Raw genomic sequence first — 24935 nt, 5'->3', positions numbered from 1 at the left:
CGGTCTCCTGCAATGAGAATTCGGTGTCGCGGGGCGCCCCAAGGGTGCCCCGAGGTGTTCAGATCACGCGCTGGCGCGCCAGGGATTCGAGTTCCGCCGGGGCGAGGCCCAGGCCCCCGTAGACATCGGCGTTGTCGACGCCCAGGCCACCTGCCGTGCGCCGAATCGCACACGGATCGAGCGCGAATCGAGGCACGACGCCCGGCAGATGCACCCGGCCGTGATCCGGGTCTTCCACGGCCTGGAGAAATCCCCGCGCCCGCATCTGCGGATCCTCGGCGATCTGGCGCGCCGAATACACGGGCGCCAGGGTGCCGCCGGCTCGCTCGAACAGACGGACGATCTCGTCGAGGTCGTGCAGCGCGAACCAATCCCCGAAAACGGCGTTGAGCACCGCGGCCGATTCGCATCGATGCCGGTTCGTGGCGTAGCGCGCGTTTGCGGCCAAGTCCTCACGGCCGATCGCCTTGCAATTGGCGGCGAAGATCGCATCGGTGCTGCCGGACAGGGACACCCATTGCCCGTCGCGACTGCGGTACACGCCGCCGGGCGCGGCGTACTGGCTCAGGTTGCCCGATCGCTCGTGCGATTCGCCCAGCAGTTCCTGCTTGAGCGTCAAGAAATCCAGCAGCTTCAGAACGCCCTCGGTCAGGGACAAATCGATGTCCTCGCCCGGGAGATCGGGTGCACGCGCACGCTTCCACAGCGCGGCCATGACGCCCAGCGCGCCGAACAATCCACCGATGGCATCCCCGATCGGATAGCCCGCATGCATCGGCGGCCCTTCGGGCGACCCCGTGATGTAGGCCAGGCCACCCATCGCCTCGAACACCCGTGCGAAACCCGGGCGCGCGGCATAGGGGCCATCCTGGCCGAACGCGGTCGCGCGCAGGATGACCAGGCGAGGCTGGGCCTGCCACAACGCGTCGCGCGACCACCCCCAGCCGTCGAGGGTTCCAGGGCGGAAGTTCTCGATCAGGACGTCCGTCTCCGCCAGCAGCGCGCCAAAGATCGGCCTGGCACGCGGATGGCGCAGGTCCAGCGTCAACAGCCTCTTGTCGCGATTGGTCGCCTTCCACCACAGCGACCTGCCCTCCTTGAAGGGCGCGAAATTGCGCAGCCCGTCACCGCTGCCGGGCAACTCGATCTTTGTCACCTGCGCGCCATAGTCACCGAGCAGCGCGGCCGCGGTGGGCGCGGTGGGCGCGGCCACGATGGTGGAGATGTCCAGGACCCGCAGCCCTCGCAGCGGCCCGGTCTTTCCGCCATCGGATGCCACATCGGCCGCCGAGCGGCTGGCGGACGACGGCTTCACTTGCGTTGCAGCGCCACGCCCTGCGCCAGCAGTTGCTCGATCTGCGATTCGGTCAGACCCGCCTCCCGCAGCACCTGCACCGTGCTGGCGCCGATTTCCTGCGGCGCCGCCCGGTAGCTCGCCGGCGTACGGCTAAGCTTGACCGGCGATGCCACCGACTTGAAGGTACCGATCCGGGCCACCATGCCGCGATGCGCAGTGTGCGGATGGTTCAGCGCTTCCACGACGTTGTGGATCACGCCGCACGGCACACCCACCGCCACCAGTCGCTCGAACAGCGGCTGCGCCTCGAACGCGCTGAACGCCGCCTCCAGGTCCCGCTTGAGCTCGAAACGATGAACGGCCCGCTGCGCGTTGGTGGCATAGCGCGGATCGGCGGCGAGATCGCTTCGCTGCACGGCCTCGCACAGCCGCCCGAACTGACCGTTGTTGCCCACCGCGAGATAGATCGGTTCCGTGGCCGTCGCATAGGTGTCGTAGGGCGCGATGTTGGGATGGCCGTTGCCCGATCGCACGGGTGCCCGCCCCGTGAACAGCGTGTTGATCGAATGCGGATAAAGCGAGAACAGCGCGTTGTCGTACAGCGCGGACTCGATCGACTGCCCCCTCCCGCTTCGCTCTCTCTCGTGCAGCGCAAGCAGCACGCCGATGACGGCGCTCAGGCCCGTCGTCACGTCGACGATCGGCACGCCGACCCTGGTGGCCTCTCCCTCGGGGTCGCCGTTGATGCTCATGATGCCGCCCAGCGCCTGCACCGCGGCATCGTAGCCAGGCAGCCCACCCAGCGGGCCGGTGCCCCCGAAGCCGGTGACCCGGCAATGGATCAGCCGCGGAAAGCGCTTCGAGAGCACGTCATCGAAGCCCATGCCCCAGCGCTCCAGCGTGCCGATCTTGAAGTTCTCGATCAGCACGTCGGCATCGCCGAGCAACTGCATCAGCACCTCGCGCCCTTGCTGCATGCCCAGGTCCAGGCACACGGTCCGCTTGTTGCGATTGATGCCCGCGAAATAGGAGGCCATGCCGGCCTCGTCGAAAGGCGGCCCCCAGGTCCTCGTTTCGTCGCCCATCGGACCTTCGACCTTGATCACGTCGGCGCCGTGGTCGCCCAGGATCTGGGCGCACAGCGGGCCACCCAGGACCCGGGACAGGTCCACGACCTTCAAACCATCGAGCGATGCCATGTCTTTCGTTCTCCAGTGTGTGTGAGGCGCTGTTCGCCGTTCAGTGCGTTGCAAGCAAGGGCAGTTCGGCCCCCGTGTTCCATCGCGCACGCCGACGCTCACGCGCGGCGGTGACGCCTTCCACGGCCTCCGAGCGCATCTGCTGCGCAAAGGTGAGTGACGCGGCGTCGAGGTAGCACATGAGTGCCTCTGGCGGCTGTGCATCGAGCGTGCGCACCTGCGCGGTCATGCGCTTGGTCGCCGCGCTCGCCGCGGGTGCGGTGGCAACGAGCAGCTGCAGCACGTCGCGCGTGCGTGCGGGCAGTGCCTCATCCGATTCTGCGAGGTAGTCCAGCAAGCCGATGCGGTGGGCCTCGACCCCGTCGATCCGCTCGCCCGTCAGCATGAGCCGGCGCGCCGCCTGTGCGCCCAGCCGAGCGCTGACGAAGGGCAGGATCTGCCCCGGCACGAGGCCGATGCCTGCTTCGGGAAAGCCGAAGCGGGCCGCGGGCGAGCCGATGGCGATGTCCACCGCGCAGGCGAGGCCGGCACCGCCGCCCATCGCAGCACCGTGAACACAGGCAACCGTGATCTTGGGCGTGCGGACCAGCCGCGTCAGAAAGTCGCCGTAGCGGCGATTGCCCGCCGCGATCGGGTCCTGCCCGTCGGCGCCAGGCTTCACCGCGAGGCGGTCCGCGATGTTGCCGAGGTCGCCGCCCGCGCTGAATGCCTTGCCCGAGGCGGTGAAGAGAATGACCCGCACCGCGTCCGATCGCTCGGCATGGTCGAGTGCCAGCGACAGGGCCTTGACCATGTCCGCACCCAGCGGATTCCTCGCATCGCCTCTGTTAAGCTCGATTCGGAAAATGGCGCCGTGGACCGCCGTCAGCACGAACGGCGCGCTTTCGGTCACAGGCATTCCTGCGGAAGCACCAGGGGTGGGGGTGGAGTTGGAATTCACGCTGTTCGATCCTGCATGTTGAAAATCAAGGCGTTCGTCTCTTCTGCTGCACGCGCGTCGATGCCGACTCCATGAGCTTCCGCAACCTCGACATCGGCCTGCTGCGTACCTTCGTCGCGGTGGCGGAGAAAGAGAACTTCGCGATCGCGGCGGAGAAGGTCTTCCGCACCCAGGCTGCGGTGTCCCAGCAGATGCAGAAGCTCGAAACGGTGCTGGGCTGCGCGCTGTTCGAGCGCGTCGGGCGCAACAAGCGCCTGACCACCGAGGGCAGCCGCTTTCTCGAGTACGCACGCCGCATCGTGGGCCTGAACGACGAGGCCTATCGCGCGATGGCGCAACGGGCGTTCGACGAACCCGTGAAGGTCGGCGCCTGCGCGGACTCCGTCGACTCGCTGATCCCCGGCTACCTGGAGATGTGCGCGGAGGCGTTTCCGGGCCTGCGCGTGGACATCCAGGTCGGGCGCAGCCGCTGGCTGACCTCGTCCCTGCGCCGCGGGGAGGTCGATCTCGTGGTCATGCTCGATCCGGTACCGAACCCGGAGTTCGACCAGGTGGTGTTGCGCACCTCCCCCGTGACCTGGATCGCCGGCGCGCGCTACCACCACCAGGCCGGCGCACCGGTGCCGTTGATCCTGATCGAGGGCAGCTGCCCGTTCCGCAACATGGCGATCAAGGCGCTGTCCGAGGCAGGTATTCCATGGCGCACCGCCTTCCAGACGTCGACGCTCGCGGGCATACGCGCGGCGCTGCGCGCCGGCATGGGGATCACGCCGCGCACCGTGGAGATGCTCGCGCCCGACCTCAAGGTCCTGGACCCCCACGCGGGACTGCCCGCGCTGCCGACCATCGGCTACCGGCTGTACGCCCGACCGGGCAAGTTGAGCGAAAGCGCGCTGGACGTCAGTCGCCTCGTCTCTCCGCGCTGAAGGAGCCACCTTCATGGCTGCTGCATGCCCGCGTCGATGATGATCTTGCCCCAGAGCCTGGTGTCGCGACGCTGCAGCTCCAGCAGGTGCGATGCCTCGACCCTGGCGGGCACCAGGCCCTTGCCGACGAGGAAGCGACGCCCTTCCGGCGAATCGAGGATCTCGCCGACCCAACGCGACAACAGCCTCGACGTGGGCTGCGGCGTGGAAGCGTTGGCACTCCAGATGGCGATCCACGAGCTGACGTCGAAGTCCGCGAAGCCGCTCTCCGCGAGCGACGGCACGTCAGGCAACGAGCTCACGCGCTCGGGGCTGGAAATGGCCAGGGCGCGAACCGTCCCGCCCTGAATCTGCGGCAGCGCCGTGACCATGTCGCACAGGTAGTAGTCGAACTGCCCCCCTATCAGGTCGGTCATGGCCTGGCTGCTGTTTCTGTAGGTCACGTTCACCGCCTTCAGGCCGGCCCTCTGCTTGAACAGCTCGCCGGTGATGCGCCCGCCCACGTTGGCACTCGCGAAGGACAACGCGTTCTCGCTCCTGGCCCAGGCGAGAAAGTCCTTGAATGTCGCCGCCTGCACGCGCTTGGGATTGACCAGCAGCGCGAAGGGCGTGCTCGCCATCGTGGCCAGCGGCGTGAAATCGGCCTCGGGGTCGTAGGCCAGCTTCTTGTAGACCGTGGCATTGGCCGCATGCGTCGACGAGCCGGACACCAGCAGCGTGTGCGAGTCCGTCGGCGCACGCACCGCTGCTTCGGCGGCAATGTTGCCGTCGGCACCCGCCTTGTTCTCGACGATCACCGGCTTGCCCGAGCGCCTGGACAAGCCCTCTCCCACGAGCCGGGCGATGCTGTCGGAGGCGCTGCCCGCGCCATAGGCGACGATGATGCGCACGGGCTTGTCCAGTCGCTCGGCCACCGGTGCCGGGCCGGATTGGGCCAGGGCGGCCGTCGCGCACAAGGCGATCGCCAGCCCGGCCACGGCTGTACGACGCAGTCGGTCATGGCGCCACGGGCGACTGGACGCAGAGTGGCGAACGGACGGATGTGTGATGGGCATGGTGTCTGTCTCCTGGTTTTCTGGTTGGGTGGGATCGAATGGCGGTGTGTGCGCCCTCAGGGCGCTGCGCCCGGCCCTTCGGGCAGAAGATCGGCGGGGCATTCGATCTCCATGTCCAGCAGCATCTGCGCGTAGCACTTGCCCAGCGGATCCGAGCGCAGGCTGCAGGAGGCCCCGCCGCCGAGCGCCTTTTCGAGCACGAAGTTGAATGCGCCGATGCCCGGCAGCGCATAGCGCGTAACCGGCCCGTCGACCAGATGCGCAAAGTACGCGTGCACCCGCTCGGCGGTGGCTTGCGCGCCGATGACGGGCAGCCACGCCGCATCGCGTGCCATGAGCCCGATGTTGGCGTCGTCGCCCTTGTCGCCGCTGCGGCCCACCGCCAGCGTGCCGAGCGGCACGCGCACGAGTTGCCGCGCCGCGGTCTTCCCATCGGTCTGCTCCGTCCGCCGGGTCGGTGGCGCAGCGTCGCTCGCGCGCTCCGCGCCGGGCATTCCCGGCTCCGAGGCCACCCGCGCCGTCGCGCCGCCCATCTGCCACTGCACCGAGACCTCCTGCTTGGGCAACAGGAAGGACGCCGTGCGGATCACGCTCTGGATGTCCGAGCGGCCGCCGAAATGGCTGCGCGTTCCCGGTCCCATCGAGGTACCGGCCGACGCGGCCTCCTTCTGCAGAAAGGCCAGCGCATGCTTTTCGTCGTGCTGGGCGGCGATGCGCAGCACCACCTCGCGGCTGTCCCGTACGCGTCGATGCGGCCCGTACATCGATTCGGCGCCCAGCAGCTCCACCAGGGTGTCGCTGTAGTCGGCGTGACCGGCACCGGCCATCAACGCACGGCTGCGCGACAGCAGGGCCTGCGCAGTGCGCTCGGCCTTGGGCAGCGCTCGCTGCCCACGGATAGCCATCATCAGCGCGATCTGGTAGCCCTGCTGATAGGTCGCGGTCACCTTGTAGAAGTCGCTGGGCGCCGCGCCGCGCGCACCGGTCACGCGCACGCGGCCGCCGCTGGCCTCGAAGCCGGCGAGTTCCTCGATGCGAACCTCGGAGAAGTCGCAGACCACGTCGGGCAACGCATAGGCCTTCGGATCGCCGATCTCGTAGAGCAACTGCTCGCCCACGGTCTGTCGCGTCACCAGCCCGCCCGCGCCGGCCGGCTGGTAGAGCTCGAACAGGCCATCGCCCGTCATGCGCACCAGCGGGTATCCGATGTCGCTCCAATCGGGCACACGCTCCCAGTCCGTGGCCAGTCCGCCCGTGGCCTGGGCGCCGCACTCCACCAGGTGGCCGGCCAGGCTCGCCTGCGCGAGGCGGTCGTAGTCCTGCATCGACCAGCCGAACTCGTGGATAGCGATGCCCAGCAGCGCGGCACTGTCCACGCAGCGTCCCGTGACGACGATGTCGGCGCCACCGGCCAGCGCGCGGGCGATCGGCAAGGCGCCGAGGTATGCGTTCGCCGACATCAACCGCGGCGGCGTCGCCGGCGCATCGCTGCCGGGCCAGGGCAGGAAGCGCTCTTGCAGCGCGAGCACGTCATCGCCGGACACGGTCGCGACCGTCAGATCCACCCCTTGCTCGCGGGCCAGCGCCAGGATGGCATCGCGGCATGCCGCGGGATTGAGGCCGCCGGCGTTGGACACCAGTCGCACGCCGCGCCGCTTCAACTCGCGCAGGTTGGGCTTGAGCGCAGCGCTCACGAAATCCGTGGCGTAACCCAGCTCGGGCGTGCGCAGACGCGCGCGCTGCAGGATCGCCATGGTCGTCTCGGCCAGGTAGTCGAAGACCAGGTAGCCGAGGTCCTGCTCCTGCAGCAGCTGCGGAACGGCGATCTGCGAGTCGCCCCAGAATCCCGATGCGCCACCGATCACGATCGCGCGCTCGGACTTTGCGTTCTCACCCATTCGCGCGCTCCTGCGATCCGAGGATCTCGACCAGCACCTGACCGGCGTTGAGCTGCATGCCCTCTCGAACCGACAGGCTCGAGACACGCCCGCTGCGCGGCGCCGACAGCGGCATTTCCATCTTCATGGACTCCAGGACCGCCAGCGTCTGGCCGCGTTCGACGAGGTCGCCCTGCGCCACCATCACAGCGATCACGCGTCCGCTCATCGGCGCGCGCAGGCTGCCATCCCGGGATTGCGCGTCGCCTGCCTCGAAGCGCGACAGCCGCCGGAACACGAACGAATCCGCCGCATCCTGCAGCCACCATTCGTCCGCGCGAGGCGACGTGCACATGAGCTGTCGATACACGCCATCGACCGCGAGCCCGAGCGTGCCGCCCGGGCAGGGACCGGGGACGGGTTCCCAGCGCACGTTGCCCACCTCGACGACCAGTTCGGCGTCGTGCTTCCCGCCGGGCTTCGCATCGCGCAGAGGCACGGGTTCACCCGGGCGCAAGACGATGCCCACCGCGCGGCCGTCCGCCGATGGCCGCAGCTCGACGGCGCAGGCGGCTGCCGACTCCGCGCTTTCCGCGGCCGGCGTGTGCGTCACGTCCGCGAGCCACAGCGCGCGCGCCTGGCCCGGCCCGGCCGGCAGCACCCGCAGTCCGTGCGCATCCCGCCCCACGGCACCGGCCAGCAGCAGGGCCGCGGCCGCGCGCGCATGCACCGATGGCCGGGCCTGCCAGCCGGGCCCTCCCATCTCTTCGCCGGCCAGGAAGTCCGTCGTGACCTCACCCGCGGCAAAGCGGGGGTGGCGCAGGCAGCGCGAAAGAAGGCCGAGATTGGTCCGCACGCCCAGCAGCGCCGTGCGCTCGCAGGCCCGTGCCAGGCGGCTGGTGCTCTCCTCGCGTGTCTCGCCCCAGGCCATGAGCTTGGCGACCATCGAGTCGTAGTTCGAGCCGATCTCCATGCCGTCGTGCAAGGCGCTGTCGACCCGGATGTCGGGCGAGGGCCGCCAGAGATCGACGCGGCCGACCTGCGGCAGGAAGCCCGCGGCGGGATCCTCCGCGCACAGGCGCACCTCGATGGCATGGCCGCGCATGCGGACATCCTCCTGCGCGAAAGCGAGTCGCTCGCCGCGCGCCATGCGCAACTGCTGCTCCACCAGGTCAAGGCCCGTGACCAGTTCGGTCACGCCGTGTTCGACCTGCAGCCGCGTGTTCATTTCCATGAAATAGAAGCGGCCCTGGTCATCGAGCAGGAACTCGAGCGTGCCGGCCCCGTGGTATCCGATGGCTTCGCAGGCGCGCACGGCGACTTCGCCCATCGCGCGGCGCAGCCCGGCATCAACCGCCGGCGAGGGCGCCTCCTCCACGAGTTTCTGGAAACGCCGCTGCGTCGAGCAGTCTCGCTCCCCCAGGTGCAGGCAGCGGCCATGCTCGTCGCACAGCACCTGGATCTCGATGTGGCGGCCGCGCACGATCGCGCGCTCGATGATGATCTCGTCGGAGCCGAACGCGCCCAGCGCCTCCGAGCGTGCCTGGCGCAGCGCGGCGGCCAGGCCCGAAGCATCGCGCACGACCCGCATGCCACGTCCGCCGCCGCCGGCGGCGGCCTTCAGGATGACCGGAAAGCCGATGCGCTCGGCCGCCGCCGCCGCCTGTTCGTCCGTCGCGCAACCCTGCTCTCCCGGCACGGTCGGCACGCCCGCCTTCTGCATCGCCGTCTTCGCCTGGGCCTTGTTGCCCATCAGTGCGATCACCTCCGCCGAAGGACCCACGAAGGTCAGGCCGGCGTCCGCGACCGCTCGAGCGAATTCGGCGTTCTCGGACAGGAAGCCGTAGCCCGGGTGAATGGCCTGCGCGCCGCTGCGCCGGCAGGCCTCGATCAGCGCCTGGCCGTTGCGGTAGCTGCGGGCGGCATCGCCCGGCCCGATGCGCACGGCCAGGTCGGCTTCGCGCACGTGCAGGCTGCCGGCGTCGGCATCCGAGTAGACCGCGACGGTGCGCAAGCCGAGCTTGCGCGCGCTGCGCAGCACTCGCAATGCGATCTCGCCGCGGTTGGCGACGAGCAGTGTGTCGAAACGCATCTTGCTCTCCGCGGATCAGGCCGGCCGCATCGGCAGGATGCCCATGTGCTTGCAAATGATCGTCAGCATGATTTCGTCCGCGCCACCGCCGATGGAGATCAGCCGCAGGTCACGCCAGGCGCGCGACACGCGGTTCTCCCAGGTGAATCCCATGCCGCCCCAGTACTGCAGGCAGGAATCGGTCACCTCGCGGCACAGCCGGCCAGCCTTCAGCTTCGCCATCGAGGCCAGCTCAGTCATGTCGCCACCCGACATGTGCACCTGCGCGGCGCGATAGATCAGCGAACGCAGCATCTCGACCTCCGTCTTGAGCTCGGCCAGCCGGAAATGCACCACCTGGTTGTCGAGGATCGAGCGCCCGAAGGCCTTGCGTTCGCGCGTGTACTCGATGGTCTCGCTGATCGCGTGGGTCAGCGCCGTCACGCGGCGGGTCGCGCCGCTCAGGCGCTCCTCCTGGAACTGCCGCATCTGGTAGGTGAAGCCCTTGCCCTCCTCCCCGATGCGATAGCGCTGCGGCACCCGGACCTCGTCGAAGAACACCTGGGCCGTGTCGGACGACCACATGCCGACCTTCTTGATCTTGTTCATCGTGATGCCGGGGCGCAATTTGCCGTTCTCCCGCAACGGCAGACAGATCAGCGACTTGTTGCGATGGACGTCGCCGTCGCTGGTGTTGGCCAGCAGGCACATCCAGTCGGCCTGCAGGCCGCTCGTGATCCACATCTTCGAGCCGTTGATGACATAGTCGTCGCCGTCCTTGCGTGCGGTGGTCTTGAGAGAGGCCACGTCCGAGCCTGCGCCCGCTTCCGACACCCCCAGGCACACGACGAAGTCACCCGCGACAGTGGGCTTCAGGAAGGTCTCGCGCAACTCGTCGGAACCGAAGCGCGCCAGCGCCGGCGTGGCCATGTCAGTCTGAACGGCGATGGCCATGCCCACGCCGCCTGAGCTGATGCCACCGATCGCCTCGCAGAAGGCGATCTCGTAGGAGTAGTCGAGCCCCATGCCGCCGAATTCCGTCGGCTTGTTCACGCCCAGATAGCCCGCGGTGCCGAGCTTCTTGAACACCTCGTGCGCCGGGAAGATCTCGTCGGCCTCCCATTGATCGACAAAGGGCTCGATCTCGCGCTCGATCAGCTTCTTCACGCTGTCCTGCAGCGCCACGTGTTCGGGGGTCATCATGAAGGTGTCTCCTTGAGTTAAAAGCCTTGGGGGCGGCGAGCCGCCGGGCCCGGGCCTCGAGGCCCTGCCCGCAGTCGACGCCGAAGGGGGTCAGAGGCGGGCGACGCCGAACTGCATCGGTTGCACCGCGCGCTGCCTCGCCTGCGCGGACGTGGCCAAGGCCATGCCCAGCCAGGAGCGCGTGTGCCGCGGATCGATGATTCCGTCGTCAAGCAGCAGGCTGCTGGTATGGATCGCGCTCGACTGGCGATCGAAGGTCGCGACGATGTCCCGGCTTTCCGCCTCCAGGGCCTGTTCGTCGATGGCGCGGCCATGGCGGCGGGCGGCGTTCTCGGCGACCAGGCGCATCGTCATCGCCGCCTGCTCGCCGCCCATGACCGCGGTGCGTGCGGTCGGCCACGAAAAGAGAAAGTCGGGACGGAAAGCGCGCCCGCACATGCCGTAGTTGCCCGCGCCAAAGGACGAGCCGCACAGCACCGTCAGACGAGGCACCGTCGCATTGGACAGCGCCTGGATCAGCTTCGCTCCGTGCTTGATCATCCCCGCCTGCTCATGATCGCGGCCGACCATGAAGCCCGTGATGTTCTGCAGGAAGACCAGGGGCCGGCCCAGCTGCACGCAAAGCTGGATGAACTGGGCCGCCTTGGTGGAACCGTCGCAGTCGAGCGGCCCGTTGTTCGTCAGGATGCCGACCGGGTGCCCCTCGATATGGGCGTGGCCGCAAACAGTGTGTGCGCCGTACATCGCCTTGAATTCCTTGAACCGGGAGCCGTCGACGATGCGCGCGATCACGCTGCGCATGTCGATCGGGGTGCGGGTGTCGGCTGGCATGAGGCCCAAAAGGTCTTCGGCGGCGTCCAGCGGCTCGTCCCAGCGCCGGCTCTCGGGCGCGTCGCGCCAGCCGATCGTGTCGACCACGTCGCGAAGACGCGCGATGCCGTCCAGGTCGTTGTCGGCCACATGGTCCGCGAGGCCGGACACGCCGGCATGCATGTCGGCGCCGCCGAGCTCCTCGTCGCTGGCTTCCTCGCCGGTGGCCGCCCGCAACAGCGACGGACCGGCGAGATAGGCATGGGCCTGTCCGCGCACCATGATCACGTGATCGGACAGGCCGGGCAGATAGGCACCGCCGGCGGCGGAGGAACCGTGGATCAGCGACACCACGGGAACGCCGGCCGCCGACAGCCGCGCCAGGTTGTAGAACATGCCGCCCCCGACCACGAAGCGCTCGACCCGGTACTTGCGCAGGTTGCCGCCTGCGCTCTCCACCAGTTGCACGAAGGGCAGCTTCTGGGCGAGGGCGATCTCCTGCGCCCGTATCAGCTTCTGGCCCGTCAGCGCCTGCATCGCGCCAGCGCTGATGCCCGCGTCGTTCACCGCCACCATGCAACGCACGCCTTCGATGTGACCGATGCCGACGATGAGGGCGGCCCCCGGCACGCTGGTGGCCGGGTCCGGGTCCTCGATCCCGCAGTAGCCGCACAGCGTCATCAGCTCGAAAAAAGGACGGTCCGCGTCCAGCAGGTGGGCCAGCCGCTCCCTGGGCAGCAGCTTGCCTCGCGCGTGAAACGCCTCGGCCGATCTCGCGGATTTGTCGACCGCCCGCTGTTCGAGCGCCCGCACCTGGTTCAACATCGCGAGCATGTGCTCGCGGTTGCGCTCGCCGGCCGTCGGCATCGCAGCCGAAGTGCGCGGGCTCGTCTCTTGGTCGTTGTTCGCTGGGTTCATCTTGTCCTGTGAAGCGCTGGGCGCATCGCTCGCGTCGAGGCGGCAAGTCATGTCTCTCTGGAACTCGATGATGGGCGCCTTGCCAGGACATTTCCAGTTAGAACTTGCCCGGGATTCGATAAGAGAAGCTTATGTTTGGCCCCTGTGCGCCCGCCTGCCGAAGCCCCGTCGGCAGGTCAGGCAGAATGCCCTGTTCCACCTTCGCGCACCCGGCGCGACCCGTGACTTTCTCACCCTCACACAACGCGCGAAGCGCTCACCGCCACTTGGAACGGCCGCCCCATCCCACACCGACGCAGCCCGTCACCCTGGCGAACTGCGACAGCGAGCCCATCCACATCCCGGGCCTGGTGCAGCACCATGGCGCACTGTTCGCGTTCGATGCCTCGACCCTCACGCTGACGCGCGTCAGCGCCAATGCCCGTGCGCTGTTGGGCGACACGGCACCCGCCCTGGGCGAACGCCTGTCGGCCAGCCACTTCATGGGCGACGCGCTGGTGCACGAGGCACTGCACGAGGCCAACGGCGTCGCGGTCGATACCGGCGAGGGCTCGCCGATCAACTTCGAGGTCAGACTCGGCGAGCGCCGCTTCGACCTGATCCTGCACCGCGTCGGCTACGAGCTGGTGGCCGAATTCGAAGCCCGCGACGCCACGGCGGACGCGGTCTCGGACTTCGCGCTCAAGGCGCACCGCGCGATGGACCGGCTCAAGCGCCAGGGCTCGATCGACGGCCTGCTCAATCTCTCGGTGGAAGCCGTGCGGCAACTCACGGGCTTCGACCGCGTGATGGCCTACCGCTTCCGCCACGACGACAGCGGCGAGGTGGTGGCCGAGCGCCGCCACGAGGCGCTCGAGCCCTTCGTGGGCCGCCGCTATCCGGCCAGCGACATCCCGGCCCAGGCGCGCCGGCTCTACGTGATCAACACCCTGCGCCTGATCGCCGACGTGCAGTCCGCGCCGGTCGGGCTCGACGTGGCCGATCCGCAGCTGCCGCCGCTGGACATGAGCCAGTGCACGCTGCGCAGCGTGTCGCCGATCCACATCGAGTACCTGCGCAACATGGGCGTGGGCGCGTCGATGAGCATCTCGATCGTCATCAACGGCCAGCTCTGGGGCATGCTGGCCTGCCACCATCGCAGCGCCCACCAGGTGCCCTACGCCATCCGCATGGCCTGCGACGTGCTCGCGCAGGTGCTGGCCTCGAACGTGCAGAGCCTGCTGGCGCGCGAGCAGGCGGGCCGAGCCTCGAGCGCGGCGCAGTTGCGCGGCTCGCTGATCGAGGCCGTGCTGCATGCCGAGGACACCTTCAGCGCTCTGATCGGCCTGGCGCGCCCGCTGGCCGATGCCTTCGACGCGCAGGCGGCGGTGATCGCCGAGCAGTCGCGGCTGCACGTGGAAGGCGATACGCCGCGCGAGGCCGCGGCGGCGCTGATGCAGTGGCTCACCGCGTCGAAGAACGGCGACGAGATCGTGGCGCTGCACGAGCGCGAGCAACTGCCTGAGAACCTGCGTTCGCTGGGCGGCGTGTGGTGCGGCTTTCTCGCGCTGCGCTTCGACGCGATCGACAACGGCTGGCTGGTGCTCGCGCGCAAGGAACAGGTCGAGACCATCAACTGGGGCGGCAAGCCCGAGAAGCACTACGTGAGCGGCCCGCTCGGGCCGCGGCTCACGCCGCGCGGCTCCTTCGACGTCTGGAAGCAGACCGTGCGCGACACCAGCGTGCCCTGGGGCGTCAACGATCTCGACTTCGCGCGCCAGCTGCGCGACGAGCTGATCCGCGCCAGCGCGGCGCGGCTGGCCGACACCTACAAGGCCCGCACCGAGCTGCTGGCCGTGCTCGGCCACGACCTGCGCGACCCGCTGCAGTCGATCACGATGGCCGCCAAGCTGCTCGAACGCAGCCTGCCCGACGGCAGCAACGCCGGCGCGCGGCTGGGCCAGCGCATCCAGACCTCGAGCAGCCGCATGGCGCGGCTGATCGGCCAGGTGCTCGACGCCTCGCGCCTGCAAAGCGGCATGGGCCTGCAGATGGTGCCGGTCCAGATCGACCTGGCGCGGCTGCTGGAAGACGCAGTCGACGAGTCGCGCACTGCCTACCCGGGCTCGCAGCTCGAGCTGGACGCACCCAGATCGCTGCCCGTGCTGGCCGACCCCGACCGCATGGCGCAGTTGATCGGCAACCTCGTGAGCAATGCGCGCCACCACGGCCTGCCCGGCGAGGCGGTGCGCGTCCGGCTCGAGCAGGTCGACGCGCACGTGGTGTTCAGCGTGGCCAACCGCGCGCCGCCGATCGACGCCGCGCTGGTGCCCGATTTGTTCAGCGCCTTCAAGCAGCGCAGCGTGCCCAACGAGCGCAACAAGGGCGGACTGGGCCTGGGGCTGCACATCGCGCAGGCCATCGTGCGCTCGCACCGCGGCAGCATCGGCTATGCGCACGACGACGGCTACGTGGTGTTCACGGTGCGGCTGCCACACACGCCCACACCCTGAGCTTTTCGCGCCAGACGGCGCAAGACCCGCTCCTATAATCCGCCCCGCCGGCCGATGCAAACGAAAGCATCACCCAAGCCGGCGTGCGCGAAGGTGCGCCGGTCCCGTGACCGGCGTTAAACGGGAAGCAGGTGACGAGCTCCACGGGGCCCCATTCCTGCGCTGCCCCCGCAACGGTCGGCGGATTCGCGGTCCTCACGGTCGATGCCTTCGCGGGCACCGGCGGCCACTGTGCCTCGGCATGGGAAGGCGAGGATCGCGGCCGCGAAGCATCGCTCGATGCCTCGCGGCGCTCCGCAAGCCCGGATACCGGCCTTCGCCTCGTTCGGTCGCTGCGGGAGTGCAGGCAAGCCGGGCCGGTCACGCGTGGGCGCGGACCCGGTCGCTTGCAGCATCCATCGGCGCCCGGTTTGTTCTCATGGCCCGCGGGAGCGCGGGCCCGAAGGAAGCCCACGTGCGCAACATCTCCAGGCGCGGTCGCGTCAGACCCCACCAAGCCCTCATCGGATCCGGCGTCATGCTACTCGCCTCGGTCGCTTCGGCGCAGGACGCCGAGGGCGCCGGCTCGCTGCCGCCCACCACCGTCAGCGACCGCAAGACCATCTCCACCGCCACGCGCCAGGAGGCCGACACGCTGCGGCTGCCCTTCGCCACCTATTCGGTCGAACGCGCGCAGCTCGACGCAGTGGGCGCCGTCACGCTCGAGGACACGCTGCGCAGCGTGCCGGGCCTGCAGTACGGCACGCAGGGCAACTACTACTCGCGCTTCGAGACCCGCGGCCTGCGCGACACGCAGGACGTGCTGGTGCTGATGGACGGCGTGCCGCTGCGCCTGCTGCAGGGCAATGCCGACATCACGCTGATCGCGCCCGACCTGGTGGACCGGCTCGAGTTCATCAAGGGCCCGGCCTCGGCGCTCTACGGCAAGAACGCGATCGGCGGCGTGGCGCAGTTCTTCATGAAGCCCGAGCGCGCGGGCGGCAGCCTCACGGCCACCGTCGGCAGCTACGGCCGCCTCGACGGCAGCCTGCGCTACCGCTGGGACTTCGAGCGCGGCAACCTCTACATCGGCGTGGCCAACAGCGACTACAACGGCTTCCAGCGCGATGCCGGCCGCGCGCAGTCGGCCCTGCTGGTCGGCGGCGACTTCGCCGTCACGCGCAACTGGACCACCGGCTTCCAGCTCTACGACACGCGCGTGCGCGGCGACCGCGGCTCGATCGTGCCGCTGGTCAACGGCAAGCCGATCTTCGGCATCACGTCGCGCAACAACTACGGCATTCCCGACTCCTACGTCACGGGCGACTACCAGTCGTTCTCATGGAAGAACCGCTTCGAGCTCGGCGCCGGCTGGTCGATCAACCACTTGAGCAGCTTCGCGCGCTACAACCGCTTCTTCGCCGGCGGCATCACCATCGTTCCGCCGCCTGCGGCCGTGAGCAAGGGCTATTCCGAGAGCTACACCGCCGACCGCGGCGTGTATCACGAGCTCGCGGCCACGCACCTGATGGCGGGCAAGGGCTGGAGCAACGAGTTCCAGGCCGGCTTCAACCTCGAACGCGGCTGGCAGGGCCTCGACTCGCCGAGCTTCAGCAACGCGCCCACCTACCGCGGGCCGTTCTACGACATCCCCGTGAGCAACGTGCGCAACGATCCGCGCGGCGTGCGCGGCAGCATCACCTCCTCGCGCTTCGACCAGGAGGTGCGCAGCGTCTATCTGCAGGACCGCTTTGAGTACGGCCCGGTCGGCTTCACGCTGGGCGTGCGCCACGACCGCTTCGAGCAGACCCTGGCCCGCACGGGCACGCAGGTGATCTCGGCGCAGGAAGGCAGCCACACCAGCCCGCGCGCCGGCGTGGACTGGCTGTTCCTGCAGGGCGATGCCTCCTCGCACGCCGTGTTCGCGAACTGGAGCGAAGGCTTCCGGCCGCAGGCCGTGGCGCTCAACACGCGCGGGGGCGTGGTGGTGCCCGACATCCTGCGGCCCGAGATCACGCGCAGCAAGGAAGTGGGCCTGAAGGGCCGCGCGGCGGACGACCGCTGGAGCTACCAGCTCAGCCTGTTCGAGGCCGAGAAGATCGACGGCCAGCGCGCCTACCGCAACGGCCCCGACTCCTTCGTCTTCAGCAACGCGACCTCGCGCACCAAGGGCATCGAAACCCAGTTGCAGTTCCAGCTCTCGCCGCGCTGGAACGGCTACCTGCACTACACCTGGCAGGACGCGCGGCTCAAGGACTTCCAGACTTACACCGACACCGGCGCGCGCAGCACCAACTTCGGCGGCTACCGCGTGCGCATGTCGGCCCACAACATCGCGGGCGCGGGCCTGACCTATGCGCACGGCGCCTGGGCCGTGACCGGCACGGCCAGCTACGTGGGCAGCCGCTACCTCCGCGACAATGCGGTCAATCCGCAGAAGCTGCCAGGCTACCTGCTGCTCAACGTAGCCGTGGCCTATCGCGTCAATCCTTCGCTCACACTGCAGGCCGGGGTGAACAACCTGACGAACAAGTACTACATCGCCGACGACCTGTCGGCGCAGGAAGCCGGCAACGCCGGCGCACCGAGGACGGTGTTCGTCCGCGCGCGCTACACCTTCTGAGCGTGAACCGGCGCGACGCAATCCTCGGCATGGTGTGCATGACGGCCGTTCTGCCCGCGGGCGCCGAGGAGGCGCCGTCGGGCGGCTTCCCGCGCGAACTCGTCGATGCGCTGGGCCGGCGCGTGGTCGTGCCGCGCGCGCCGCAACGCATCGTCGTGGTGTTCCCGAGCAACGTCGAGCTGGCCTGGGCCCTGGGCCTGGCCGACCGCGTGGTGGCCATCGGCGGGCGCGTGCGCTGGCCCGAGGACGCGCGTGCCAAGCCCAGCATCGGCGGCGCGCTCGGCTACTCGGCCGAGGCGGTGGCCGCCTTCCGGCCCGACCTGCTCGTGGTCACGCCCTCGCACCATTCGGCGCTGTCGCTGGTCGATGCCTTCGACCGCGCGAAGCTGCCCTGCGTGGTGCTCGCGCATCCCGACCTGCCCTCGGTGTTCCGCAACATCGACCTGCTCGGACGCGCGACGGGTGCCGACGAACAGGCCCGCCGGGTGCGCGAGGACATGCAGGCGCGGCTGGCCGCGATCGAACGCCGGCTCGAGGGCGCGCCGCGCCGCAGCGTCTATTTCGAGACCGCCGCCGCCGCGCGCGGCGCCTTCCAGACCGTGGGCACGGGCCACTATGCCAACGACGCGCTCGGCTGGGCCGGCGGACGCAACGTGTTCGCCGACCTCCAGGGCGCGGCCCAGGTCAGTGCCGAAGCGATCTTCGCGCGCGACCCCGACGTGATCGTCTCGCTGCAGCAGGTGCCGCGCGATCCGGCGCTGATCGGCCAGCGCCCCGGCTGGCACACGCTGCGCGCCGTGCGCACGAAGCGCGTGGTCGTGCTCGAGCGCGGCCACAAGCTGATTCCCGGTCCGCGCCAGATCGAGGCCGTCGAGCAGTACGCACGCGCGCTGCATCCGGAGCGCTTCGCATGAGGCACGCGACCGACGGCCGACGTGCTTCGATGGCCACGGTGTGGCTCGTGTTGCTCCTGCTGCTGGCCGCGGCCGTGGTGCTCGCGCTGAGCGTGGGCGCCGCCACGGTCTGGCCCACGCAGTGGTGGGGCACCGACACCTTGCAGGCCGAACTGGTGCGCGTGTGGCGCGCGCCGCGCGTGGCCGGGGCCTTCTTCGTCGGCGCCTGCCTGTCGTTGGCGGGCCTGGTGTTCCAGGGCGTGTTCCGCAACCCGCTGGCCGAACCCTACCTGCTCGGCAGCGCCAGCGGCGCAGCCGTGGGCGCCGCGGTCTCGCTGCTGCTGCCGGCGCTGGTGCCCACCGCGCTGAGCCTGCCGGTGCTGGCTTTCGCGGGCGCCTGGGGCGCGAGCTGGCTGGTGCTGCTGGCCGGCAGGCTCGGCGGTGGCTGGCAGAGCAACCGCCTGCTGCTCGCGGGCGTCGGCCTGGCCGCGATCCTGGCCGCCCTGCGCAGCCTCATCGTGATCGTGTTCGGCGACGAGTCGACCAACCTGCGCGCCATCATCTCGTGGCAGCTCGGTGGCGTGCAGACGCCCACGAGCGCCGAGATCGCCGTGCTCGCACCCGTGCTGCTGGTGCTGGTGCTGCTGGTTCGCGCGCTGGGCCGCGGCCTCGACGCGCTCGGGCTGGGCGAGGACTCGGCCCATGCGATGGGCGTGCGCGCCGCCTCCTTCTCGGCGCGTGCCGTGCTCGTGGCCTCGCTCGCGACCGCGCTGGCCGTGAGCTGGGGCGGCCTGATCGGCTTCGTGGGCCTGATCGTGCCGCACGTAATGCGCTGGTGGATCGGCCCGCTGCATGCGCGCCTCACCATTCCCTGCGCCATCGCGGGCGGCGGTCTCATGGTGCTGGTGGATGCGCTGGCGCGCTCGGCCATGGCCCCGAGCGAGATCCCCGCGGGCCTGCTGACGGCACTGATCGGCGGCCCCTTCTTCCTCGCGCTGCTGCTGTGGAGGCGCGGATGACGGCCGACGCCCTGCGCCTCGAAGGCCTGCGGGTGCGGGCCTCGGGCCGCACCCTGCTCGATGGCATCGACCTCGCGATCCCCGAACGCGGCCTGTTCGGCATCGTCGGCCCCAACGGCTCGGGCAAGACCACGCTGCTGCGCGCCGCGCTCGGGCTGGTGCGCCCGCGCGAGGGCCGCATTGCGCTGCTCGGGCGCGCGCTCGACCGATGGAAACCGGCCGAGCTCGCGCGCCACATCGGTTATGTCGCGCAGCACGGCGAGAGCCATTGGGACCTGACCGTGCGCGAGATGCTGCAGCTGCAGCGCCCGGGCCGCGCACCCGATCCCGCGCTGGTCGCACGCTTCGAGCTCGATGCGCTGATCGACCGCCGCCATGCCTCGCTGTCGGGCGGCGAACGCGCCCGCGTCGGCGTGGCGCGTGCACTCGCGCACGACCCACGCCTGCTGGTGGCCGACGAGCCCGCGGCCCACCTCGACATTCCGCACCACCACCGCCTGATGGCCCTGCTGCGCGACAGCGCCCGCACGCGCGCCGTGCTCGTGGTGCTGCACGACCTGCATGTGGCGAGCACCTGGTGCGACCAGCTCGCGCTGCTCGGCCAGGGCCGGCTGGTGGCGACCGGAACGCCCACCGAGGTGCTGAGCGACGAACGCCTGGCGCAGGCCTATGGCCCGGGCATCGCCGCCTTCTCGAGCGGCGGCCTGCGCTTCTTCACGGCCGCCCCCGCGCCATGACGGCACCCGCGCTGCGCATCGACCTGGCCGGCTGGTCGCGCGAGGCCACGCTCGGCCCGTCGCGCGAGTTCTTCGCGTTCTTCGAGGAGGCCGAGCGGTTGGGCTTCGACGGTGCGTGGTTCCACGAATTCCGCCTGCTGGCCGAAGGCGGCCCCTATCCCTCGCCCCTGCTGCTGGCGGCCGCGCTGCTCGCGCGCACCGAACGGCTGCGCATCGGCATCTCCGCGCTGGTGGTGCCGCTGCACCATCCGCTGCTGCTGACCGAGGAGATCGCGCAGCTCGGGCTGCAGAGCGATGGCCGCTTCGATGCGGGCCTGGGGCGCGGCACCGATGCATCGACCCTGCGCGCGCTCGAGATCGACCCGCAGCAGACGCGCGAGCGCTTCGCGCACGGCTGCCGCCTCGTGGTCGCGGCCTTGCGCGGCGAGAGCGTGTCGTCGAGCGACGGCCCCTGGCGCTTCGAGGCGCAGCAGATCCGCCATCTCACGACCTCGGCACCGCCGCTGTACATCGCGGGCTCGACCGAGGAGACGATGCGCTTTGCCGTCAGCGAGGACCTGCCGCTGCTGTTGAGCCTGGAGCCACCGGAGCAGGCGCAGCTCGCGCATGTGGAGGCGGCTTTCGCTGCGCTCGACGGTGAAACGGTGGCACCGCGACGGGCCTCGTTCCTCGCGCGTTCCTCGCTGTCGCGCTACGTCTGTATCGGCGCGACCCCGGCCGAGGCGCGTCGGCAGTTCGACGAGTTGCTGCCCCTGCTCCACCGGCGGCGCGAGCATTTCGCGATCCTGCGCGGGCAAGCCCCGGGCACCTTGGCGATGCGCGATCCTGCCGAGGTGCTGCGCACGCAGGCGATCGTCGGCGATCCGGCTTCCTGTCTGGAACAGATACAGGCCCTCACCGCACGCACCGGCATTCGGCAACTGCGCTGCGTCTTCAATGGCAACGGGGTGCTCGACCCCTCGGTGGCGATGCGCGGGATGCGTCTGTTCGCGCAAGAGGTGTTGCCGGTGCTCAAGCGGGGCTGAAGGAACCGCCTTATCCTTCTGCGGGCCCACTCCCCTGGTACCTCGCATGCCTGCCTCGCCTTTCACTTCCGACGACCTCGCGTTCCTGGGATCGCTTCTCGCCACTGCCGCGCGCGAAGAGATCATGCCGCGCTTCCAGACGCTCCACACCGTCGACCGCCGGCGCAAGACCTCGTCCTTCGACATCGTGACCGACGCCGACGAGGCCTGCGAGGCCGCAGTGCTCACGGCCTTGCGCGCGCGCCACCCCGAGGCCGTGCTGATCGGCGAGGAGGCCTGCACGCGCGACCCCGCGCTGCTCGACGCCATCGACGACGCCGAGCTGGCCTTCATCGTCGACCCGCTCGATGGCACCAAGAACTTCGCGAACGGCCTGCCGCTGTTCGGCACGATGGCGTCCGTGACCGTGCGCGGCGAGGTGGTCGCCGCGGCGATCCACGATCCGGTGCGCGCCGACACGGCCTTCGCGATCCGCGGCGAGGGCGCGTGGATCGAATCGGCCACGGGCACGAAGCACCAGCTGCAGGTCGCGCCCGCCGTGCCCGTCGACAAAATGGAAGCCATCGTCGGCACGAACTTCCTGCCCGAGCCGCTTCGCAGCGAAGTCAATGCGCGGTTGTCGCGCCTGGGCATGACCAACTGGTTCCGCTGCGCCGCGCACGAGTACCGGCTCGCGGCCGCGGGCGACATCGACGCCCTGTTCTACAACAAGCTCATGCCCTGGGACCATGCCGCGGGTTGGCTGTTGCATCGCGAAGCGGGCGGCTACGCGGCGCATCACGACGGCTCGGCGTACCGGCCTGCGCACCGGACCGGCGGGCTGATCTGCACCGCCGATCGCGCGAGCTACGACGCGGTGCGTGCGGCCCTGTTGGGCTGAGCTGCGCCAGGGTCAACTCCTCTTCGCCTCGTCGACGCGCTCGGCATTGGTGGTGCTGCGCGACCCCTTCAGATGAAGTTCGATGTCCGAGGCGTTCGAACCGACGGCGCGAATGGCTTCCTCGACCTGCTCGTGGGTGGCGTCGAGCTTGCGGGCGAGTTCCTTGATGTCCGCAGCGCTCTTCGTATCGATGCTCTGGGATGGGTGATGGGTGGATGCCATGGTGTCTCCTGTGAAGGGGTGGATGAAAGGCACTCGCGAGGGGCGAGTGCGGAAGCGATGTCGAAGCCGGCGGCGGACCACCGGTTCGCCTCTGACGGCGTGAGTGCTGCGCGCGCGTGGAAACGAGAAGCCCGGATCCTTTAAGCCCGTCCCTGCCCGTCGCCTGTTCGGTCGTGAACCCACCGCATGGCTTGCTGTTGGCCATGCCGCAACGCTTCTTCGGCGGTCGCATAGGGATCGGCGTCCTGCGGCAAGCGCGTTGGCTGGTCCGGCTGCGCCATCCAATCCACCGCGACCTTGCAGGGCCCACGCGAATCCGGCTCGAGTACCAGCCGGAAGGCATGGCCGCCGTACACAAAAGCATGTTCGTTCGTCATTCGAAAGTCTCCAGGCTGTCGCCCGCGGGCGAATGAACGGGGTGCCACCACGGCCGCCAGCAGCATGCGAAAGGACGGACCTGCGTGCATCGGGATGGTTCGAGATCCGTCGCTTCATCAAGCTAGAGGACAGGCGGGGTCCCAGGCGCCCGAGCTTCACCCACGCGGGCGTAGGACATTCAGCCAGGGAATGGGCTGTGCGCCGCGCCCTGCCGCGCGAAGCGCGGAGCGCCTACGCGAGAAAGTGCTGCGAGGTAGGAGTGTTCGCGGCTCCATTCATTCAACCCGATGACCCGAGACACACGCATGGCCGATGCTGCCCACGGCACAGAACACCAGAGTCCACCGCCAACCGACGACGCGCCCGCGAGCCCGCTGCGGCGCATTTCCGTCCATGTGGTCGAACCCGACCCCGGCCGCTATTTCTGGGTGCTCCTGGAGCAAGGCGCCGATCCGTCCACCTGGCGCGAATTGCTGAGGAGCCAGCGGCCTTGCAGGCATTGGAACCATGCCTTGACCGACGGCATGGCCGCTCTGATGGAACTGGCGAGCGATGTGCGCGAAGGGCCGCGACAGATCGGCTCGGCCAAGCACTGGTCCGCGAGCCAGCCGGAAGCTTCGCTGCGCAACTGGTAGCTTTGCGCGGCCGGACCCAGCCCCATCCTCACTGCGATCGCTCGGCCTTCGAAATCGCAGCCCGGCCTTCGGGCGTGATGCGGAAGATGATCGAGGTGCCGTGTGTCAGCGGCACGTCCGGGGAAGGAAGCTGTGCCTCGATCAGCCCTGCGGCCTCGAGCACGATCGCGTTGCGGATGTCGGCCTCGTCGTGCAGCGCGAGCGGAAACTGGGAGTCCTTGATACGGCGAAGAAAATCCATGGGCATGTTGCAGTCCTCCGGCGGTCGCGAAGGATAGATCAGGAATTGGAAGAATCTCGGGGTAGCACCAAGACCTCGCCAGGCGCCCGGACGGTTTCCATCCCCTTCTCGGCACCCTCGTTGGCCGTCTTTGAAGCGCGTCTCGCGCGCGGCTGGCGTGCCGGCATGTCGTCGAAATGCTCGGGCTGCTGCCGCCGAGCGCGCGCCAATGCCGAATGCCCTTCCGCCGTCACTTCCGACACGACCGCGCGCGGGATGTAGACATCGCCCGAACGTTCCCGCACCGGGGCATCGAAGCTGGCCCTGACGAGATTGGCGGCATGGAGGCCGAGCAGCCGCTCGATGTCCTCCCTCGACGTGCATTCGGCGGGCAGTTGCTGCTGCCTGAAATATGAAAGCAGCTTCATGCTCGCCAGCACGCGCAACTCGCGCTCGTTCAATGCCTTTCTACGCACGCGGCTGACCTTCGACTCCAGGCTTCGCGGCGGCCATCTGCTCTCGCGCCTGCAGCGCAGCCGCGTGCAGACGCTCCGCCGTCAAGGCGGCAGCATCCGCCGTCATCGTCACGGCCACCCCATCGGGGCCATCCAGGATCACCACGCCATCCTCGGCGGTGGCGTGGCCGGCGTCTTCGCGCGGTCCGGGAATCGTGCGGCGATCACTCATGGGGACTCCCGGTCTGGCCGACCGCGCGTGCCGCGGTCTCAGGGTTGAGGTAGAGGTACTGCGGATCGAACCGGGCTCTTTCGACCAGGCCCGTCAGGTCGAGAATCTGCACGTTCGCGCCGCGGACATTGCACAGGCCGGCTTCGCGCAGTTCGCGCAGCACGCGATTGACGTGGACATTCGTGAGGCTGCAGACCTCGCCGATATCGGCCTGCGTCATGGGCAACGTGAAGGCGTGGCCCTCGGACGCGCCGATCGCCAGCAGGCGGGCATGGGTCTCGCAGAGGAAGTGCGACACGCGCTGCGCCGCGTTGAGGCTTGCCAGCCTGTAGATCCATTGCCGGTGCATCGCCGCGTCCAGCAGCGTGAGAAACCACAGCCGCCGCGCGAGACCGGGCTGCGAAGCCTGGATCTCTTCGAGCGAGGCGTGGCGAAAGACCGCGACGGTGATGTCCGTCAACGCGGCGACATCGTGGTCGAGCTTCTTCAGGGCATAGGCATGCAGATCGACGAAATCGCCGGGCACATGCAGCGCCACCGGGTGGCGGCGGCCATCCGGCGCATCGACGTGGCGCGTCATGAGCCCCTTCACCAGCAGCGTGCTGATGTCGACCGGCACCCCCTGGCGAACGACCAGGCTGCCGGCCGGGTAGGTCTGCGTGTGGGAGATCGCGCCTTCCAGGAGGTCGCGTTCGGCGTTGGAGATTTCTGCAGCACGGTTGCGAAGTACGTTCTCGGTCAGCATGGAAGAGTCCTCATGTCGGATGGTGCACCGCATCGCGGCACGTCGCATTAACCTGCATCAAGTTTGAGCCCGCGAAAACGCGACGCGGCAAATTCGGATCAAAG

At 69.3% G+C, this 24935-nt stretch carries 23 protein-coding genes and 1 riboswitch; of the genes, 9 read left to right on the top strand and 14 right to left on the bottom strand.

Annotated features, from left to right (window positions below):
• Nucleotides 1-58 precede the first annotated feature (58 nt).
• Genes AC07RV_RS33875 through AC07RV_RS33865 form a run of 3 tightly spaced genes read right to left on the bottom strand, consistent with a single transcriptional unit; the run spans nucleotide 59 to nucleotide 3436 of the window.
• On the bottom strand, nucleotides 59-1315 hold the full coding sequence (locus AC07RV_RS33875) for a CaiB/BaiF CoA transferase family protein (protein ID WP_296779423.1): 1257 nt from the start codon (nucleotides 1313-1315) through the stop codon (nucleotides 59-61).
• A complete protein-coding gene (locus AC07RV_RS33870; protein WP_208508213.1) occupies nucleotides 1312-2496 on the bottom strand; it encodes a CaiB/BaiF CoA transferase family protein in 1185 nt (394 codons plus the stop codon). Before AC07RV_RS33870 ends, AC07RV_RS33875 begins: the two co-directional genes overlap by 4 nt.
• Before the next feature lie 40 nt (nucleotides 2497-2536).
• Nucleotides 2537-3436 (bottom strand): enoyl-CoA hydratase/isomerase family protein, encoded by a 900-nt coding sequence (locus AC07RV_RS33865; protein ID WP_444813538.1) that lies wholly within the window; start codon nucleotides 3434-3436, stop codon nucleotides 2537-2539.
• A gap of 71 nt (nucleotides 3437-3507) precedes the next feature.
• Between AC07RV_RS33865 and AC07RV_RS33860 the strand changes: the two genes are divergently transcribed.
• Nucleotides 3508-4362 (top strand): LysR substrate-binding domain-containing protein, encoded by an 855-nt coding sequence (locus AC07RV_RS33860; protein ID WP_296779411.1) that lies wholly within the window; start codon nucleotides 3508-3510, stop codon nucleotides 4360-4362.
• Between the two features lie 11 nt (nucleotides 4363-4373).
• On the opposite strand, the gene AC07RV_RS33855 is transcribed toward AC07RV_RS33860, so the two are convergent.
• The 5 genes from AC07RV_RS33855 to AC07RV_RS33835 all read right to left on the bottom strand — a co-directional run bounded on the left by AC07RV_RS33855 (nucleotide 4374) and on the right by AC07RV_RS33835 (nucleotide 12245).
• Complete coding sequence (locus tag AC07RV_RS33855) at nucleotides 4374-5417, bottom strand: Bug family tripartite tricarboxylate transporter substrate binding protein (protein ID WP_296779408.1); 1044 nt, start codon at nucleotides 5415-5417, stop codon at nucleotides 4374-4376.
• Nucleotides 5418-5473: 56 nt separating this feature from the next.
• Nucleotides 5474-7315, bottom strand: coding sequence for an acyclic terpene utilization AtuA family protein (locus tag AC07RV_RS33850; RefSeq protein WP_296779406.1), 1842 nt, complete (start codon nucleotides 7313-7315; stop codon nucleotides 5474-5476).
• Complete coding sequence (locus tag AC07RV_RS33845) at nucleotides 7308-9386, bottom strand: ATP-binding protein (protein WP_296779402.1); 2079 nt, start codon at nucleotides 9384-9386, stop codon at nucleotides 7308-7310. The genes AC07RV_RS33850 and AC07RV_RS33845 overlap by 8 nt, the downstream gene beginning before the upstream one ends.
• 15 nt (nucleotides 9387-9401) lie before the next feature.
• Nucleotides 9402-10568, bottom strand: coding sequence for an acyl-CoA dehydrogenase family protein (locus AC07RV_RS33840; RefSeq protein WP_296779399.1), 1167 nt, complete (start codon nucleotides 10566-10568; stop codon nucleotides 9402-9404).
• Between the two features lie 90 nt (nucleotides 10569-10658).
• The gene (locus AC07RV_RS33835) at nucleotides 10659-12245 is read right to left on the bottom strand and encodes an acyl-CoA carboxylase subunit beta (protein WP_296779608.1); all 1587 of its coding nucleotides are present in this window, start codon (nucleotides 12243-12245) and stop codon (nucleotides 10659-10661) included.
• Nucleotides 12246-12562: 317 nt separating this feature from the next.
• On the opposite strand from AC07RV_RS33835, the gene AC07RV_RS33830 reads away from it, so the two are divergent.
• The 7 genes from AC07RV_RS33830 (at nucleotide 12563) to AC07RV_RS33800 (ending at nucleotide 21944) form a co-directional block, all read left to right on the top strand.
• A complete protein-coding gene (locus AC07RV_RS33830; RefSeq protein ID WP_296779398.1) occupies nucleotides 12563-14788 on the top strand; it encodes an ATP-binding protein in 2226 nt (741 codons plus the stop codon).
• A 74-nt stretch (nucleotides 14789-14862) separates the two neighbouring features.
• A riboswitch (cobalamin riboswitch) is annotated at nucleotides 14863-15119 on the top strand.
• Between the two features lie 186 nt (nucleotides 15120-15305).
• A complete protein-coding gene (locus tag AC07RV_RS33825) occupies nucleotides 15306-17390 on the top strand; it encodes a TonB-dependent receptor (protein WP_296779395.1) in 2085 nt (694 codons plus the stop codon).
• 38 nt (nucleotides 17391-17428) lie between these two features.
• Complete coding sequence (locus tag AC07RV_RS33820; RefSeq protein WP_296779393.1) at nucleotides 17429-18304, top strand: ABC transporter substrate-binding protein; 876 nt, start codon at nucleotides 17429-17431, stop codon at nucleotides 18302-18304.
• Nucleotides 18301-19302: a FecCD family ABC transporter permease gene (locus tag AC07RV_RS33815; protein ID WP_296779390.1), complete on the top strand. Its 1002-nt coding sequence runs from the start codon at nucleotides 18301-18303 to the stop codon at nucleotides 19300-19302. The genes AC07RV_RS33820 and AC07RV_RS33815 overlap by 4 nt, the downstream gene beginning before the upstream one ends.
• Complete coding sequence (locus AC07RV_RS33810) at nucleotides 19299-20039, top strand: ABC transporter ATP-binding protein (protein WP_296779387.1); 741 nt, start codon at nucleotides 19299-19301, stop codon at nucleotides 20037-20039. The genes AC07RV_RS33815 and AC07RV_RS33810 overlap by 4 nt, the downstream gene beginning before the upstream one ends.
• Entirely contained in the window at nucleotides 20036-21064 is a 1029-nt protein-coding gene (locus AC07RV_RS33805; RefSeq protein ID WP_296779385.1) for an LLM class flavin-dependent oxidoreductase, read from the top strand. Before AC07RV_RS33810 ends, AC07RV_RS33805 begins: the two co-directional genes overlap by 4 nt.
• Nucleotides 21065-21110: 46 nt before the next feature.
• On the top strand, nucleotides 21111-21944 hold the full coding sequence (locus AC07RV_RS33800; protein ID WP_296779383.1) for an inositol monophosphatase family protein: 834 nt from the start codon (nucleotides 21111-21113) through the stop codon (nucleotides 21942-21944).
• A gap of 12 nt (nucleotides 21945-21956) precedes the next feature.
• Here the strand turns inward: AC07RV_RS33800 and AC07RV_RS33795 are convergent, their stop codons facing one another.
• Nucleotides 21957-22166, bottom strand: a complete 210-nt coding sequence (locus tag AC07RV_RS33795) for a DUF3606 domain-containing protein (protein WP_296779379.1) — start codon at nucleotides 22164-22166, stop codon at nucleotides 21957-21959.
• A gap of 140 nt (nucleotides 22167-22306) precedes the next feature.
• Nucleotides 22307-22543, bottom strand: coding sequence for a hypothetical protein (locus AC07RV_RS33790; RefSeq protein WP_208508202.1), 237 nt, complete (start codon nucleotides 22541-22543; stop codon nucleotides 22307-22309).
• 306 nt (nucleotides 22544-22849) lie between these two features.
• Here AC07RV_RS33790 and AC07RV_RS33785 point away from each other — a divergent pair, with 306 nt between their 5' ends.
• Nucleotides 22850-23179, top strand: a complete 330-nt coding sequence (locus tag AC07RV_RS33785; RefSeq protein ID WP_296779376.1) for a hypothetical protein — start codon at nucleotides 22850-22852, stop codon at nucleotides 23177-23179.
• A gap of 28 nt (nucleotides 23180-23207) precedes the next feature.
• On the opposite strand, the gene AC07RV_RS33780 is transcribed toward AC07RV_RS33785, so the two are convergent.
• The 4 genes from AC07RV_RS33780 to AC07RV_RS33765 are packed head-to-tail and all read right to left on the bottom strand — an operon-like array spanning nucleotide 23208 to nucleotide 24831.
• Nucleotides 23208-23426, bottom strand: coding sequence for a hypothetical protein (locus AC07RV_RS33780; protein ID WP_296779373.1), 219 nt, complete (start codon nucleotides 23424-23426; stop codon nucleotides 23208-23210).
• A gap of 32 nt (nucleotides 23427-23458) precedes the next feature.
• Complete coding sequence (locus tag AC07RV_RS33775; protein ID WP_296779370.1) at nucleotides 23459-23860, bottom strand: hypothetical protein; 402 nt, start codon at nucleotides 23858-23860, stop codon at nucleotides 23459-23461.
• Nucleotides 23861-23867: 7 nt separating this feature from the next.
• Entirely contained in the window at nucleotides 23868-24086 is a 219-nt protein-coding gene (locus AC07RV_RS33770; protein ID WP_208508198.1) for a hypothetical protein, read from the bottom strand.
• On the bottom strand, nucleotides 24079-24831 hold the full coding sequence (locus AC07RV_RS33765) for a Crp/Fnr family transcriptional regulator (RefSeq protein WP_296779367.1): 753 nt from the start codon (nucleotides 24829-24831) through the stop codon (nucleotides 24079-24081). Before AC07RV_RS33765 ends, AC07RV_RS33770 begins: the two co-directional genes overlap by 8 nt.
• Between the last annotated feature and the right edge of the window lie 104 nt (nucleotides 24832-24935).

The sequence above is a fragment of the Variovorax sp. GW821-FHT09B01 genome, assembly GCF_059418345.1.
The sequence above is the reverse complement of the archived record's forward strand: the minus strand, read 5'-3'. Positions and strand labels throughout refer to the sequence as shown.

Bases quoted from the DNA above. Each gene is read 5' to 3' on its own strand.
- AC07RV_RS33780 (WP_296779373.1), bottom strand. From the start codon at position 23,426: ATGCCCATGGATTTTCTTCGCCGTATCAAGGACTCCCAGTTTCCGCTC.
- AC07RV_RS33765 (WP_296779367.1), bottom strand. From the start codon at position 24,831: ATGCTGACCGAGAACGTACTTCGCAACCGTGCTGCAGAAATCTCCAAC.
- AC07RV_RS33870 (WP_208508213.1), bottom strand. From the start codon at position 2,496: ATGGCATCGCTCGATGGTTTGAAGGTCGTGGACCTGTCCCGGGTCCTG.
- AC07RV_RS33855 (WP_296779408.1), bottom strand. From the start codon at position 5,417: ATGCCCATCACACATCCGTCCGTTCGCCACTCTGCGTCCAGTCGCCCG.
- AC07RV_RS33845 (WP_296779402.1), bottom strand. From the start codon at position 9,386: ATGCGTTTCGACACACTGCTCGTCGCCAACCGCGGCGAGATCGCATTG.
- AC07RV_RS33795 (WP_296779379.1), bottom strand. From the start codon at position 22,166: ATGGCATCCACCCATCACCCATCCCAGAGCATCGATACGAAGAGCGCT.
- AC07RV_RS33860 (WP_296779411.1), top strand. From the start codon at position 3,508: ATGAGCTTCCGCAACCTCGACATCGGCCTGCTGCGTACCTTCGTCGCG.
- AC07RV_RS33850 (WP_296779406.1), bottom strand. From the start codon at position 7,315: ATGGGTGAGAACGCAAAGTCCGAGCGCGCGATCGTGATCGGTGGCGCA.
- AC07RV_RS33810 (WP_296779387.1), top strand. From the start codon at position 19,299: ATGACGGCCGACGCCCTGCGCCTCGAAGGCCTGCGGGTGCGGGCCTCG.
- AC07RV_RS33770 (WP_208508198.1), bottom strand. From the start codon at position 24,086: ATGAGTGATCGCCGCACGATTCCCGGACCGCGCGAAGACGCCGGCCAC.
- AC07RV_RS33790 (WP_208508202.1), bottom strand. From the start codon at position 22,543: ATGACGAACGAACATGCTTTTGTGTACGGCGGCCATGCCTTCCGGCTG.
- AC07RV_RS33835 (WP_296779608.1), bottom strand. From the start codon at position 12,245: ATGCCGACGGCCGGCGAGCGCAACCGCGAGCACATGCTCGCGATGTTG.
- AC07RV_RS33785 (WP_296779376.1), top strand. From the start codon at position 22,850: ATGGCCGATGCTGCCCACGGCACAGAACACCAGAGTCCACCGCCAACC.
- AC07RV_RS33805 (WP_296779385.1), top strand. From the start codon at position 20,036: ATGACGGCACCCGCGCTGCGCATCGACCTGGCCGGCTGGTCGCGCGAG.
- AC07RV_RS33825 (WP_296779395.1), top strand. From the start codon at position 15,306: ATGCTACTCGCCTCGGTCGCTTCGGCGCAGGACGCCGAGGGCGCCGGC.
- AC07RV_RS33840 (WP_296779399.1), bottom strand. From the start codon at position 10,568: ATGATGACCCCCGAACACGTGGCGCTGCAGGACAGCGTGAAGAAGCTG.
- AC07RV_RS33800 (WP_296779383.1), top strand. From the start codon at position 21,111: ATGCCTGCCTCGCCTTTCACTTCCGACGACCTCGCGTTCCTGGGATCG.
- AC07RV_RS33815 (WP_296779390.1), top strand. From the start codon at position 18,301: ATGAGGCACGCGACCGACGGCCGACGTGCTTCGATGGCCACGGTGTGG.
- AC07RV_RS33820 (WP_296779393.1), top strand. From the start codon at position 17,429: ATGACGGCCGTTCTGCCCGCGGGCGCCGAGGAGGCGCCGTCGGGCGGC.